This window comes from Micromonospora sp. NPDC002575, assembly GCF_042889525.1.
Lineage (GTDB): Bacteria > Actinomycetota > Actinomycetes > Mycobacteriales > Micromonosporaceae > Micromonospora > Micromonospora carbonacea.
Genome location: NZ_JBIARA010000029.1, coordinates 31,605 through 45,150, shown reverse-complemented (window position 1 = coordinate 45,150; position 13,546 = coordinate 31,605). Strand labels below are relative to the sequence as shown.

Here is a 13,546-nt window from a genome sequence, read left to right as displayed (position 1 = left end):
GCGTATACGTTCGTAAACGGCTGGTCAGCGTGGACGCGAGGTTTCCGCCCAAGGCTGCGGTGCGGCTTAGATCCCGGCACCGGCGAACAGGTCGAGTTGCTCACCAGGGTCGGCCGGTCGACAGGCCGCCCAAACGGCCTCGCCGGCCCGGGAGCAGGCGGCGACGACATCGGTCCAGCCGGCACCCCGGAATCCGCCGGGGTGGTCGCGCCAGGCGATGACGGCTTGCTCGCAGCCACGGATCAGGTCGGTGGTGACCCGGCCGCTGTCCAGGACGGCGCCCAGGTCGGCCCAGTTCAGGCGCAGCGGTTGGCGGAGGTTCCCGTCGGTGATCTCGATCCGGGTCCGGTCGAGGCGGAGCATCCGGCCGGCGGGCAGTGTCTGGCCGGCGTACTCGGGGGCGATTTGCCGGGCGTCTCGGGTGCGCCAGTAGGTCAGGGGGTCGATGGCGTGGCTGCGTGTGGTGATTCCGACGGCCCAGGCCAGCAGCGGGCGGTGGGTGGCGGGGGTGGCGGTGGCGAGGATGGTTCGGGCGTCGGCCCGGTGGTTGATGGTCAAGGTGCTCTCCCGCGTCGTGACTGCTCCGGTGGGTGCCGTACCCCGGGCCAGCGGCGGCCCGGGGCACGGGTTGGCCTCAGTGGGGCAGGTTGACGTGGTCGTTGTGGTCGGGCTGCGCAGCCGGGGCGGCGTGCCGCTGGGCGGCCTCGTACTCGCGGACCAGTGCGCCGAGCACGTCGTGGACGTTGAGGGTCCGGCCGTTGGCCGTGCGGCAGTGGGCCGCGTAGCCGGCGAGGTCGTTGGTGTCGATCCAGGCTCCGTGAATGGGGTGGAAGCGCACGGTGCTGCTGATGTAGCCGATGAAGTGCTCGCCGAGCATGAGCCGGGCGCGGGTTCCGCCGGTCCCGGGGACGCGGCGGATGTCGCTGACGCGCAGCTTGGTGTGGGGGACGACGAGGCCGGTGTGGGGCAGGGAGGTGGGCTCGCCGGTCAGGCTGGCGTTGATCAGCTCGATCGGGCGCGGCTGGGTACGCAGGCAGGTGCGGCAGGTGATGGGCTCGGTGATGGGCTCACCGGCGCGAACGTTGTCGCCGCTGCCGCTGGCCCCGCACCAGGCCGCGACGTAGCGGGGGCTGCCGTCGGGGCCGGTGATGCTGCTCAGGCTGCCCAGGTGCACGGCCGTGCCGCGTCCGACGCGGACGGGGGCGAGCTGGGCGGGCCTGGTGTGGAAGGTGTTGGTCATGGTTTCAATCCCTTCGACGTGCTGACTGGGGTTGGCGGGAGCCGGGGCCGGCCCGCCGAGGGGTCGGCCCCGGTCGGGTGTCAGCAGTCGTTGGGGGCGACGTCGTGGTCGTCGTCCTGGTCGGCCGCGCCGTACAGCGAGACCGCGATCTCGGCGGGGTGGGCGAAGAGGCCGTGCCGGTAGACCACCTGGTTGTGGATCTCCTTGGCCTGCGGCCCCCACTGGCCGACCAGGTAATCGGCCAACATCGTCCGGGCCGCGTCGGCGAGGGCCTGCGCCTGGCTGCGGCCGACCAGGTCGACGGCGGCGGCGAAGATGGCACCGGCGAGGTCGTAGCCAGCCCCGGCCGGGTGGTCGAGCACTCGACGGTTGGCGGCCCGCAGGATGACCGCCGGCCCGAACTCGCCGGTCTCGAACGGGCACAGCGGGTGACACGGGTTGGCGAAGTGCGCGCCGCAGCCAACGCACTCCTTGTCGTGGTCGATCTCCCGGCGCGGGATCGTCGTACGCTGGGTCATGGAACTCCCTTTCGCAGAGGGGCTGTTCTTCCTGGTCCGGCTGGGTGGTGGCTCACCTGGTCGGACCGTTCCTTGCCCCTCCATCGTACAGGAAAAGGTACAGAAAAAGCTCTCTGGAGGGGCTTTTTCTGTACCTTTTTGCCGTACGCTGTGGGGCATGAGCAGCGAATCTGAGATGCGTCGGCCCGAGGTGTCGGCGGGGATGGCGGCGGCCCGGGACCGGGGTGTGCGGCTGGGTCGACCGCCGGCGCCGGTGCCGCCCTCCGCAGCCAGGGCAGCGGAACTACGCGGTGAGGGCCTGTCGCTGACGGCCATCGCCGAGAGGCTGGACGCCGAGCAGGTGCCGACGCCGTCGGGCAAGGGCAAGTGGACCAAGAGCAGCGTCAAGTACGTGCTCGACCGGCGCGACGCGGTGTAGGCCGTGGTGGGCGGGGTTGCGGGCTTGTCCCGCGCACGGTGCTGGGGTAGGGGTGGGATCTCCTCGTGTCGGCCGATCTCCGATCGACCGGGCCGGCTCTGGGACGGCCAGGCTCGGCGTAGCCGACCGCGAAGCGGCTTGGCCTGGCCGTCCCAGAGCCGGTCTGGTAGCCCTCTGGGCGGCCGACGCGAGGGGAGCCCACCCCTGGGTGACCACTCACCCACCTGGTGCCGGCGGTCGCCCCGGGCATCTCCGAGAGAGGCCCCGCCGGAGGCGTCGTTCTACCGCCGGTCTACCGGCGGGCACTGCCCCGGTGCGTCCACGGGCGGCCCGGCAACGGGGGTGCGGCGTGTGCGCCGGCCGGCTACCTTGATGTGCTCGAACGATCATGCGGGGGAGTCGTGAGCGAGCCACACCAGGCCAGTCCAGAGCGGGACGTCGACGCGGCGTTGGCCGGGTTGCAGGAGCAGATCGACGCGATCACGCGGGTGCTGGGCGATCACCAGCGGGTGTTCGAGGCACTGCGTGCGGCGGGGCTGCTGCCAGATGGTGATGGCGCGGGCCAGGATCGGTGATGGCTGCGCCTCGTGACACGGTCGAGCGGATCATCGCGTCGGTGGACCGGGCCAATGACCTGGCGAGTCGGGCAGAGTCCCTGGCCGCGCAGGTAGCTGGCCCCGCCCCGGCGCAGCCCGTGGACCAGACTGTCCGGCAGCGATTGCTTGCTGCCCAGGCCGTCGCCGTCGAGGTCTACCGTCAGCAGCTCGACGACGCGCCAGGGCCATCGCGGTGGCTGACGGCACAGGGCGTGCCGACTGACGGGCGTTGGACGGTGGGATACGCCCCGGACCGGCCGGCGACGGTCGTCAACGAGCTGCGTCGGCGTGGGTTTACCGACGCCGAGATCGTGGCCAGTGGCCTGGCCGCGACCAGCCGCGGCGGGCAGTTGGTCGACCGGTTCCGCAACCGCGTGATGGTCGGGGTGCGAGACCACCGTGCAGCCGGCGCACCGGTCGCCGGGTGGGTCGGGTACGCCCCGCCCGGCGCGGCGACCGACGCGGCACCGGTGCTACACAGCCCGACCACGGCGGTCTACCGGCCGGCGGACTGCCTCATCGGCCTGGCAGAGCAGCCGGAGCGGGCGGGCCGGGCCGTCGTGGCCCGCAGCGCGGTGGAAGCCATCGCCTTGGCCGAACGCGCCGCCGAGCTGGGTGAGGACGCGCCGCTGGTGGTAGCGCCCGCCGGGCCCGCGTTGACCGGATCGCAGGTCGCCGCGCTCACTGCGCACGCCGACACGGCGGCCGGCGTCACCGTCGTCCTCGAAAACAAGCACGACCGGCACGCCGAACGGGCCTATCAACTGCTCGCTCCTGCCGTGGCCCGGCATCCGAGCAGGCCAGGGCCGCTCGGGTTCGCGTTTCCCGGTGCTGGTGCGGTGGTGGAGTCCTTCCCGCTGGTGGAGGCTGCGGTCACCAGCCGGGTCGCCCGGGCCGTGCGGGGGTTCGTCACGCGGGCGGGGCGGGCGGTGGCCGCTGACTCCATCCGCGCCATGCTCGACGGGCAGCCCGCCGACCTCGTACGCCGGTGGGCCTCGTACGCCGCTGACCGGCTGGGTGTGCCGGTCATGCCCACGCCGCCGGCACCTGCGACCACGACTCCGGACACCGCCGTCGACGCACCGGCACCGGTGATGCTCAGCGGCGCTGCCGCGACGAACGGCCCTCCGTCCGCTCCTAGTGAGCAACCGCCCACATCAGCACCGGAGCAGCAGCGATCAGAGACGGAGGAGCGGGATGAACCGGTACGGGGCTCAGGCCCAGAAGCACTGGCAGACGTACCTGCCCCAGCGGTACGCGACCATCGAGGACCCGAACAGCTTCTTCTCGACCTTGGGGGAGCAGGCAGCGACGGCGATCGAGCAGCGGGCGCGGGAGCTGGCCGGTCCGGACCTGCCGGACGAGGGCTACCTCGGCAAGCTGGGCCGGCTGAACGCGGCGCAGCGAACGGCGGAGGAGGAGATCCTGCCCGAGCTGATCCTGATCGACCCGGCGACGGACGGCCCGCCGGACGAGACGCCGAGCACGTCGACGACGTCGGCGGGCCCGACGTGGACGCCGCTGGTGGAGGACCCAAACGACCCGTGGTGGCAGCGGGTCGCGGAGGAAGAGGACGACCAGAACGACGACCCGGTGACGCCGACCCGGTAGCCGCTCCGGTCGACGACGTCGGCGCGGCCGGCCCTCGTGACACTGGGCCGGCCGCCGCCGTCGACCAAGCGCCTGCCGCGGCGACGGTTGATGCCACGGAATCGTTCCGGCCCAGCGGCCAGCAAGATCTGGCGCCCGCCGGCGAGATGGCCAAGCTCCGGGCGAACCTGGCCGCCTTGCGGACCCTGCGGGACGTGCAGGCCGCCGGTCGCCCGGCGACCGCCCAGGAGCAGGCCGTGCTGGCCCGCTGGTCCGGGTGGGGTGCGGTGGCGGGGGTGTTCGAGGCTCGCACCAACCACCCCAACTACGTCCGCTTCGCCGAGCAGCGAGCCGAGTTGCGGGAGCTGCTGTCGCCGGCGGAGTACGCCGCGGCGGAACGCACCGTCCTCAACGCGCACTACACCGACGTCGCCTATGTGCAGGCGATCTGGGACGCGGTGCGGGAGCTGGGCTTCGACGGCGGCGCGGTGCTGGAGCCGGGCTGCGGGTCCGGCAACTTCATCGGCCTGGCCCCGTCCTCGGCGCGGATGGTCGGGGTGGAGCTGGACCCGGTGACCGCCGGCATCGCCGCCGCCCTGTACCCGCACGCGGAGATCCGCGCTGAGAGCTTCGCCGAGACCCGCGCCCCGTCCGGGGCGTTCGACCTGGCGGTGGGCAACGTGCCGTTCGCGCGGATGCCCCTGCTCGACCGGCGGCACAACCCGGGCCGGCACTCGCTGCACAACCACTTCATCATCAAGAGCCTGCACTTGACCCGGCCCGGCGGGCTCGTCGCGGTGCTGACCTCTCGTTTCACGATGGACGCCCGGCACCCGGCGGCCCGGCGGGAGATCGCCGCGCTGGCCGACCTGGTCGCCGCAGTGCGCCTGCCCTCGGGCGCGCACCAGGCCACCGCCGGCACGCAGGCCATCACCGACCTGCTGATCCTGCGCCGCCGCGAGCCGGACCGTGAGCCTGCGGCGATGACCTGGGAGCAGACCCGCCCCCTGGACCTCGACACCGACGCCGAACAGCCTGAGCACGTCAACGGCTACTTCCTCGATCGGCCGGAGCGGGTGCTCGGGCAGATGGTGCTGGGGCGGGGCATGAACCGCGACGGCGAGCTGATCGTGCGCGCGGGCGGCGACACGGCCGAGGACCTGGCGCGGGTACTGCGCGACGTCGTCGACGAGGCCCGCCGCGACGGGCTGGCCATGACGCCACGTGACGACGCCGACCGGCCAGCCGAACCGCTGGCGGTGCTCGCACCGACCGACCGCGCCGAGGGCCACATCGAGGCCCTGGACGACGGCGCCTTCACCACGGTCGCCGATGGTCAGGTCGTGCCTCACGAGGTGCCCGCCACGCAGGCCGACGAGTTGCGGGCGCTGCTCAGGCTGCGTGACACCGTGACCGCCCTGCTGTCCGCCGAGGCGGCCACCCTCGACGACGGCGACGAGCACGGAGGCCCGGCCGCCGAGGGCACGCCGGCGGCGCTGCGCGCGCAGCTCAACGACCGCTACGACGCCTATGTGGCCACCTACGGGCCGCTCAACCGGTACACCCGCCGCCCGACCGGCCGCACGGACCCGGAGACTGGCGAGCCGAAGTTGGCCCGGATCAACCCGCCGATGGGCAAGTTCCGGCAGACCGACCCGAACGCCGCCACCGTGTTCGCCCTCGAACACTTCGACGAAGCCACCCAGCGCGCCACCAAGGCCGACATCTTCGCCCGGCGCGTCATCCTGCCCCGGGCCCCGCAGCTCGGTGCCGACACCCCGCAGGACGCCCTCGCGATCTGCGTCGACACCCACGGCGAGGTGCGGCTGCCGGAGGTGGCACGGCTGCTGGGTGTCAGCGAGCCGGAGGCCCGCGCCGCGCTCGGCGAGCTGGTCTACGACGAACCCGGCACGGGGCGGCTCGTGGAGGCCCCGGAGTACCTGTCGGGCAACGTGCGGGTCAAGCTGCGCGCCGCTGAGGCCGCCGCCGAGGAAGACCCGCTTTTCGAGACCAACGTGCGCGCCCTGCAACGAGTGATCCCCCGCGACCTCGGGCCGGGTGAGATCGACGCGGCGTTCGGTGCGCCGTTCCTGCCCGCCGCTGTCGTCGAGCAGTTCCTTCGGGAAACGCTGCGGGACCCGGGGCTGCGGGTGGAGCACGTCGGCGGCTCCGACTGGCGGGTCCGCGGCTTGCGCTCCGGCGTGCTGGCCCGCTCTACCTGGGGCACGCCGGGCATGGCCGCGCCGGACCTGGCGCAGCGGCTGCTGACCAAGACTCCGATCAGGGTGTTCGTGGAGGTGGAGGAAGGCAAGCGGGCCCTTGACGTGGAGGCCACCGCGGCGGCGCAGGCCAAGGCGATCGAGCTGGAGGAACGCTTCGGCGCCTGGGTGTGGGAGGACCCGGACCGGGCCGCCGAGGTCGCCACCCGCTACAACGAGATGTTCAACGCCACCGTGCCCCGCTCCTACGTCGGGGTGACCCGGTCGCTGCCGGGCATCGCGGTGGGCTTCGTGCCCCGCCCGCACCAGGTGGAGGCGGTGGCCCGCATCGTCGCCGAGCCGGCGGTCGGACTGTTCCACGCCGTCGGGGCGGGCAAGACCGCCGTGATGGCCATCTCCGCGATGGAACAGCGCCGCCTCGGTTTGGTCAACAAGCCGGCGATCGTGGTGCCCAACCACATGCTGGAGCAGTTCACCCGCGAGTTCCTCCAGATCTACCCCCGAGCCCGGCTGCTGGCCGCCGGCCGCGACGACATGAGCACCCAGCGGCGCCGCCGCTTCGTCGCCCGGGCCGCGACCGGCGACTGGGACGCCATCATCATGGCCGCTTCGTTCTTCGAGCGGCTGTCGCTGTCCCCAGACGAGCAGCGCGCCTTCCTCAACGAGGAGCTGGCAGAGCTGCGCGAGAAGATCGTCCGTGCCGGTGAGCAGGCCATCGCCAGCGGCGAGAGCCCCAAGCGCAGCAGCACCGTCAAGCGGCTCCAGAACACCCTGGCGCGCAAAGAGGAACGGATCAAGGAGAAGCTGAGCAAGGCCCGAGACCCCGGGGTCACGTTCGAGCAGACCGGCATCGACTTCATCTACCGCGACGAGCTGCATGAGCTGAAGAACGACACCATCAACAGCGCCATCCCCGACGCCGGCCACGACGGCTCCGACCGGGCAGTCGACTTCCGCATGAAGCTGAGCTACCTGCGCCGCAAGCAGGGCCTTCGGGTGGTGTGTGGTGCCACCGCCACCCCGATCGCCAACAGCGTGCGAGAGCTGTACGTGGTGACCCGCCAACTCCGCCCGGACCTACTGGCGGCCAGCGGCACCACCGACTTCGACACCTGGGCCGCCACCTTCGCCAAGGTCGTGACCGCGATCGAGGTGTCGCCGACCGGGCAGGGCTTCCAGATGCGCGCCCGGCTCGCCAAGTACACCAACGTGCCCGAGCTGTCGCTGATGATGCGGACCTACGGGGACGTCCGCACACCCGAGGACCTGGCGCTGCCCACGCCACTGCTGACCCGACGAGACGACGGCGAACGCGGCCCGCACATCGTGACCCTCGACCCGTCACCCGAGCTGGAGGAGTTCATCTCCAGCCTCGACGAGCGCGTGGAGGACATCCGCAACCGCCGCGTCGAACCGGAGCAGGACAACATGCTCAAGGTCTCCGGGGAGGCCCGCGCCGCCTCCCTGGACATGCGCCTGATCGGCGGCGCGCAGAACAGCCCCGGCAAGATCGACGCCGCTGCTGACCGCATCGCGGCGATCTGGCGCGACACCCGCGACACCGTCTATCTGATCAACCCCGACGCCGCCACGCCGGTGCCGCACCCCACCCCGGGTGCCCTACAGATCGTGTTCTGCGACCAGTCCACCCCCAACCCGGAGAGGTGGAACGTCTACGACGCCCTCTCCGACCTGCTCGTCGACCGAGGGATGCCCCGGGAGAAGATCCGCTACATCCACGAGGCCGACACCGACGCCAAGAAGGCCAGCCTGTTCAACGCCTGCCGCTCCGGGGATGTCGCCGTGCTCATCGGCTCGACCGCCAAGATGGGCGTCGGCACCAACGTTCAGGCCCGCGCGGTCGCGCTGCACCACCTCGACTGCCCGTGGCGGCCCGCCGACGTCACGCAGCGCGAGGGCCGCATCCTGCGCCAGGGCAACCAGAACGCCGAGGTCAGCATTTACCGCTACGTCGTCGCCGGCAGCTTCGACGCCTTCTCCTGGCAGACCGTGGCCCGCAAGGGCACCTTCATCGACCAGATCATGCGCGGCACCTCCGCCCGAGAGATCGAGGACGTCAGCGACGAGACCCTGCAAGCGCACCAGATCAAGGCCATCGCCACCGGCAACCCGCTGCTGATGGACCGCGAGCAGGTCGCCCAGGACCTCACCCGGCTCGAACGCGCCGACCGGACCCACCACAACACCCAGGCGGCGCTGCGTCGGCAGATCGGCGAGCTGAAGGCGTGGATCACCAAGGACACCCGCCGTGTCGAGGTGCTCGACGACGTCATCGCCCGCCGCCAGGACACCCGCGGCGAGAAGTTCGCCATGACTGTCGCCGGGCACCGGTTCACCAAACGCGCCGAAGCCGGCCGGGCGCTGCAACACGCCCTGACCGCCACGGCGCAGGGCGTCGCCTCCACCGACCGGCGGGAAGCCTCCGGCGTCGCCCAGCTCGGCGGCTTCGCCGTCGACGCGGTGTTCTGGTCCGGCCGCGACGGCATGCTCGTCGCCCTGCGATTCGACGGAATCCCCGACTCCTCCACCACCATCGGCCTCACCTCCGCCGTGGAGGGCGACCCCACCGGCCTCATCCGCCGCCTGGAGAACCAGCTCGCCGACCTGGATGGCGCGCGAGCCACTGTGCAGGCCCGCATCGCCGGTCAGCACGAAGAGATCGCCCGCGCCACCGAGCAACTCGACCAGCCGTTCCCACGTCGAGACGAGCTGCTCGACACCCGTCGCCGGCTCCGCGCGATCAACGCGGTCATCGACCTCATGGCCGACACGACCCCACCACCGTCCTCCGTCCCGCCCGCAGTGCCCGTCACGGTCGGCGACTGGATGCCGGCGGGCCTACGCGACAGCCTCACTCTCGACGAACAGGCATGGCTGGACCGACGTGTGCAGCACGTCGCCGGCAGCGGCGCAGTCCAAGACGCCGCCCGCACCACCGACCTGGCCGCCTTCTCCACCCCGTTCGACAAGGCGCTCACCCACGCCCTCGCGGACCCCAGCAACACGGAGATGGCCGTCGCAGTGATGCTCAAGTGCGACGACCCAACCTGGCGCCAGACCCTCTACAGCGCCGCCGGCCAGGCCACGCATCGGGCAGTACGTGATGCGCCACCTCCGCCGTTGCCGTCAGCCGAGCCCACGCCAACTTCCACTGCGGCTACAACCGCCGCTGTGGCAGCTATCGCGTTCCCGTCCGCCACCGCTGCCGCGTTGACGCCAGCGACAAAGCGGCCCGAAGCGGCGGTAGCTCGCGGGAACACGCCAACGGCCGAGCCTGATCTTGACCGGTAGGGGGCCGATCGGCGAGCGTCCCCTTTTCGACTGTCGCGCTTTCAAGAAGGTGCTGCCGCGCCGCTTCCGGTCCTCGCGCCGTAGCCGGCGCTGCGGTCCGGGTCGGCTTGCCACCGGTCAACGGTGGCCTGGGAAAGGCGGCAGACCCTACCGGCTGGGCGAGTCGAGCCCCGCCTCCACGGCCGTCGCCGCAGGTACCCGCCCGGCTACGTCACTGCTGGTCTGCGGGGTGGCAGCCACCGCATCACGGGTCGAGACGGGAAACGCCCGAGCGGCCGTCGCCACAGGGTCACTGCTGGCCACAGTCTCCGTTGCTCGATCAACTCGGGCCAGGATGCCCGTCTGGTCCGCTGGCTGCTCTCCACCGAACACCCGCATCGTGTCCTTCCGGTTGCGGTAGGCCGCAAGCTGGTTGACGGCATAAGTGACCTGCCTGATCGTCTCCGGCGTGGTCGACTCGCTGTCGAGCTGATCAGCAGTCGCCTTCCGCTCCGTCCAGTAGGCGACCGCCGCGGCACGCAGACGCGCACCGTCAACGCCGCCCGCACGCTGAATCCCCGCTCGTTCTGCGGCGGCCGGAACCACACGGCCGGACGGCTCCGGGCGGGCCGGCTGTTCCGGAGCGTTTCCCTGGCTGCGGTCTCTCCGCACCGTGCCGAGGTCGACTCGCCCGTCGAGCTGGTCCTGCACCACGCGACATGCGAACGCTCCTGGGGTCCGGGCCCGGTCGACGAAGTCGGGCACACCGCGCAGGAGCCGCTGCACATCGTGGCCAGCTTGCTGCGCTTGTTCCAGCGTGTACGCCAGAGCGCCCCACGCCTCGCATCCGAGCACCCGCTCGGCCCGCTGCCCAGACGGCCATGCCTTGCGGACCTCGGCAGCCATCCGCTCCTGCCTGTCACGCACCGCCTCGGTGGACATCGTCGGCCGCCGCGCCCGGTCCGTGGCCTCGCGCACCGCCCGGTCGACAGCGTCGGACAGCACCTCGATGTCGTCTGGCTCGCGCGCCGGCTCGGGCTTCTCGGCTGCCCGGCCTGCCCGCTTGGCGAGCTGGTCGACGACCGTCTGCCGGGCCTGCTGCGCCCGGGGATCGACGTGCTGCCACGTCGACGCGGCCCGCCACACCCGAGCGATGTCCTCCGTTCCGGCAGTCCGCCACCACGCCGTCCGCATCGCCGGCCGCCACACCGCCGCGTCGGCCTGCTGTGCCGCACGCGCCTGCGCGCGGGCCTGCCGGGCCTGCTCCTCGCTGGCTCTCGCGGCGCGGTGCAGTTGCGCGATGCGGGCGTCGATAAGCACCTGGGCTAGTTGGCCGGCGGCCTGGATCGCGACGATCATCGCCGCGGTGGCCCGCTGCTGGATCTCGGCCATCTCGTTGTCGGCCACTACCTCTCCCCGTCTCTCATCGCTGCGTCTGCTGATCCGCCGGGTCGACGCGGGCACGAGCCCACGTCACGTCCGGCTCCTCGCGCCCGACGCGCGGGCCCGGAACCTCCCGCTCGACGTGCGCCGCGCCCTGGGCGAGCAGCGGCATCAGGTGCGCCGCCGCCCTGGCCGCCGCCCCGGCCGCGTGCGCCTGCTGCTCGGCCGCGCGCAGCTCGGCCAACGCCACAACCAGCCGGGCCACCTGCACGACCACGGCGAGCAGCACCGCCGCCTCCCCGCCGTCGCGGGCAGGACCGGTGACCATCAGCGCGTCGGCGACCCGACCCAGCTCGACGGCGATCGTCGACGCCGCCGGTGCCGGTGCGCGACGCGGTGGGGCCGCCGCTCGGGCCAGTGCGTCAGCCGCCCGCGTCACCGGTCCCCGCCCGGACGGCTCGGTGGCCGCCGCGACCCGGGCCAGTAGGTCGGCGCTGGCCCGGGCCACCACCGGCCACTGCGGTGAGCCCGGCGCGACGCCGCCCAGCCGTCCGCTGATCGCCTCCAAGGCGGCGGCCGACGACCTCCACACCGCCATCCGGTCCTCACCGCGCAGCGTGGGCGATTCCGCGGAATCCGCCGTCTTCCACTGCCCGGCCACCGGAGGGGGCACGTCGGGCCACCGCTTACGAATCTGGGTCAGGCTCAGGTCACCGTCCAGGCTGCGCCCGGCGTACCAGTGCGGCTTGCCGGCACCGGCCGGCGGTAGCGCCACGGCGTATCCGACCACCTGGTCCCGGTCGGTCGCAGAGGTGCGCGCAGCGACCAGGAGGCCGGCGCCCTTCATCCGCGCGACCCACTCGGCCTCGCTGGTGGCCCCAGCGAGCGCCGCCCGGACCTGGCGGCGCAGCAGCTCCCGGTCCGGCGTCTGGTCGACGCGCCGGGCCCGCTCCACCTCGGGCCGGGTCAGCTCCGGACGCCGAGTCGCCCCGGCCCGACCGGGTGTCCACTTGCCCAGCCCGAACTCATCCTCCAAGAGATCGGCGACCTGTTGGCTGCGCCGCTTGTCCTGCCGCAGCCACACCGGCGCCCCGTCCTCGGCGGCGAGGGTGACGACCAGGTGCACGTGGTCGTTGCCCTTGACCGACAGGCCGTGCCGCACCGCAATCCACCGGCACCCGGCCCGCTCCGCGTCACCAGCGAAGCCCATCTCCTGCACGAATCGGCCCGCGATGCGCCCCCACGTCGCGTCGTCGAGCTGCCCCTCCTGGGCCGGCAGACTCAGCGAGCACTGCCACACGTACTGCTTCACTCCGCGCTCGCCGGCGGCGATCTGCGGCGCGTCCAACCGCGCCGCCAGCTTGTCCAGCGACCACCGCTCGCCGTCGCGGTCGTGCCGGCCGGGAGCCAGCCGCGCCACATCGTCGTACCCGGCGACCAGGTGCGGAGCGACGTGCTCCTCGGCCTTCCCCGGGCCCCACAGGTACTCCAGCAGTCCCCGGACCCGGGTGCCGTAGGTGACCTTCGGGATCATCAGCGTCGACCGGTCTGGGCGGCGGCAATCGCGGTCACGAGGTCGTCGACGCGGGCCGCGATCCGCGCCAGGTACGCCGCCGTGGCGGCCAGGTCCCCGGCCGGCTCACCGGTCGAGTGCAGCCGTGTCACCGCTTGGTTGAGGTTGGTCGCCGCGCCCCGCACCTGCCGGTGCACGCCCATCAACTCGACCAGCAACGGGCCCGTCTCCCCGCCCCCACCTTGACCGGGCGGGGCGGGCACGAGCGGTGCCGAACCGGCCTCCGCCAGGTACGCCGAGGTGGCCATCCGGGCCGCCGCCGCGTTCGCCTCGACCGCCGCCCGTTCCACCTCGGACAGCCGCACGGTCACCCGGTGCACCCGCGGATCATCATCGGTATGAGCACGCCGCCGGCGCTCACTGGCACCGAACCGGACCACACCGACCTGCGGCGACTCAGCCACGTCGACCACCCTCCCGGCGGGCCGACGCCGCCCTGATCTGCCCGGCCGCAACGCGGCCCGTCTGACCAAAAGTCAGACTTTTACTCCAACTTGCTCCGACGGCACCCGGGGTTGGTGCCGTCGGAGCGGGCCCGGCAGCGCGGTCTCCCATCCGGACCACCACGGACCCAACCTCCTGCGGCGAGTGACGGTCCGGGGGTCCGGGGGCTGGCCCCCGGCACCACCTGCCTCCGACGACGCCAGAACGGCTCGCTACGGCGCTGCCGAAGGGCCTTGTGCGCGCAGCCTGAAACCGCTGCGGCGTCCAACGCGCT

The 13,546-nt window shown here is 72.6% G+C and carries 10 protein-coding genes and 1 pseudogene; 5 read left to right on the top strand and 6 right to left on the bottom strand.

The window, feature by feature from the left end:
- Window positions 1–66: 66 nt before the first annotated feature.
- From ACFYWL_RS29000 to ACFYWL_RS28990, 3 genes are all read right to left on the bottom strand, one after another.
- Entirely contained in the window at window positions 67–558 is a 492-nt protein-coding gene (locus tag ACFYWL_RS29000; RefSeq protein ID WP_386979206.1) for a hypothetical protein, read from the bottom strand.
- Between the two features lie 76 nt (window positions 559–634).
- A complete protein-coding gene (locus ACFYWL_RS28995) occupies window positions 635–1,240 on the bottom strand; it encodes a hypothetical protein (RefSeq protein ID WP_386979203.1) in 606 nt (201 codons plus the stop codon).
- An 80-nt stretch (window positions 1,241–1,320) separates the two neighbouring features.
- On the bottom strand, window positions 1,321–1,758 hold the full coding sequence (locus tag ACFYWL_RS28990) for a hypothetical protein (RefSeq protein ID WP_386979200.1): 438 nt from the start codon (window positions 1,756–1,758) through the stop codon (window positions 1,321–1,323).
- A gap of 157 nt (window positions 1,759–1,915) precedes the next feature.
- Here ACFYWL_RS28990 and ACFYWL_RS28985 point away from each other — a divergent pair, with 157 nt between their 5' ends.
- The 5 genes and pseudogenes from ACFYWL_RS28985 to ACFYWL_RS28965 all read left to right on the top strand — a co-directional run bounded on the left by ACFYWL_RS28985 (window position 1,916) and on the right by ACFYWL_RS28965 (window position 9,893).
- A complete protein-coding gene (locus ACFYWL_RS28985) occupies window positions 1,916–2,176 on the top strand; it encodes a recombinase family protein (RefSeq protein ID WP_386979197.1) in 261 nt (86 codons plus the stop codon).
- A 401-nt stretch (window positions 2,177–2,577) separates the two neighbouring features.
- Window positions 2,578–2,751 carry a hypothetical protein gene (locus ACFYWL_RS28980; protein ID WP_386979194.1) on the top strand — a complete coding sequence of 58 codons (174 nt, stop codon included), beginning with the start codon at window positions 2,578–2,580 and terminating at the stop codon, window positions 2,749–2,751.
- A pseudogene (locus tag ACFYWL_RS28975) lies at window positions 2,751–3,167 on the top strand (DNA primase); the annotation flags it as partial. The gene ACFYWL_RS28980 and the pseudogene ACFYWL_RS28975, both read left to right, overlap by 1 nt.
- Window positions 3,168–3,969: 802 nt before the next feature.
- Complete coding sequence (locus ACFYWL_RS28970) at window positions 3,970–4,383, top strand: hypothetical protein (RefSeq protein WP_386979272.1); 414 nt, start codon at window positions 3,970–3,972, stop codon at window positions 4,381–4,383.
- A gap of 146 nt (window positions 4,384–4,529) precedes the next feature.
- Window positions 4,530–9,893 carry a helicase-related protein gene (locus ACFYWL_RS28965; protein WP_386979269.1) on the top strand — a complete coding sequence of 1,788 codons (5,364 nt, stop codon included), beginning with the start codon at window positions 4,530–4,532 and terminating at the stop codon, window positions 9,891–9,893.
- 147 nt (window positions 9,894–10,040) lie between these two features.
- On the opposite strand, the gene ACFYWL_RS28960 is transcribed toward ACFYWL_RS28965, so the two are convergent.
- Genes ACFYWL_RS28960 through mobC form a run of 3 tightly spaced genes read right to left on the bottom strand, consistent with a single transcriptional unit; the run spans window position 10,041 to window position 13,148 of the window.
- Window positions 10,041–11,279: a hypothetical protein gene (locus ACFYWL_RS28960; protein WP_386979190.1), complete on the bottom strand. Its 1,239-nt coding sequence runs from the start codon at window positions 11,277–11,279 to the stop codon at window positions 10,041–10,043.
- A gap of 16 nt (window positions 11,280–11,295) precedes the next feature.
- Complete coding sequence (locus ACFYWL_RS28955; protein ID WP_386979187.1) at window positions 11,296–12,789, bottom strand: relaxase/mobilization nuclease domain-containing protein; 1,494 nt, start codon at window positions 12,787–12,789, stop codon at window positions 11,296–11,298.
- Window positions 12,789–13,148: a plasmid mobilization relaxosome protein MobC gene (mobC, locus tag ACFYWL_RS28950; protein ID WP_386979184.1), complete on the bottom strand. Its 360-nt coding sequence runs from the start codon at window positions 13,146–13,148 to the stop codon at window positions 12,789–12,791. The genes ACFYWL_RS28955 and mobC overlap by 1 nt, the downstream gene beginning before the upstream one ends.
- Between the last annotated feature and the right edge of the window lie 398 nt (window positions 13,149–13,546).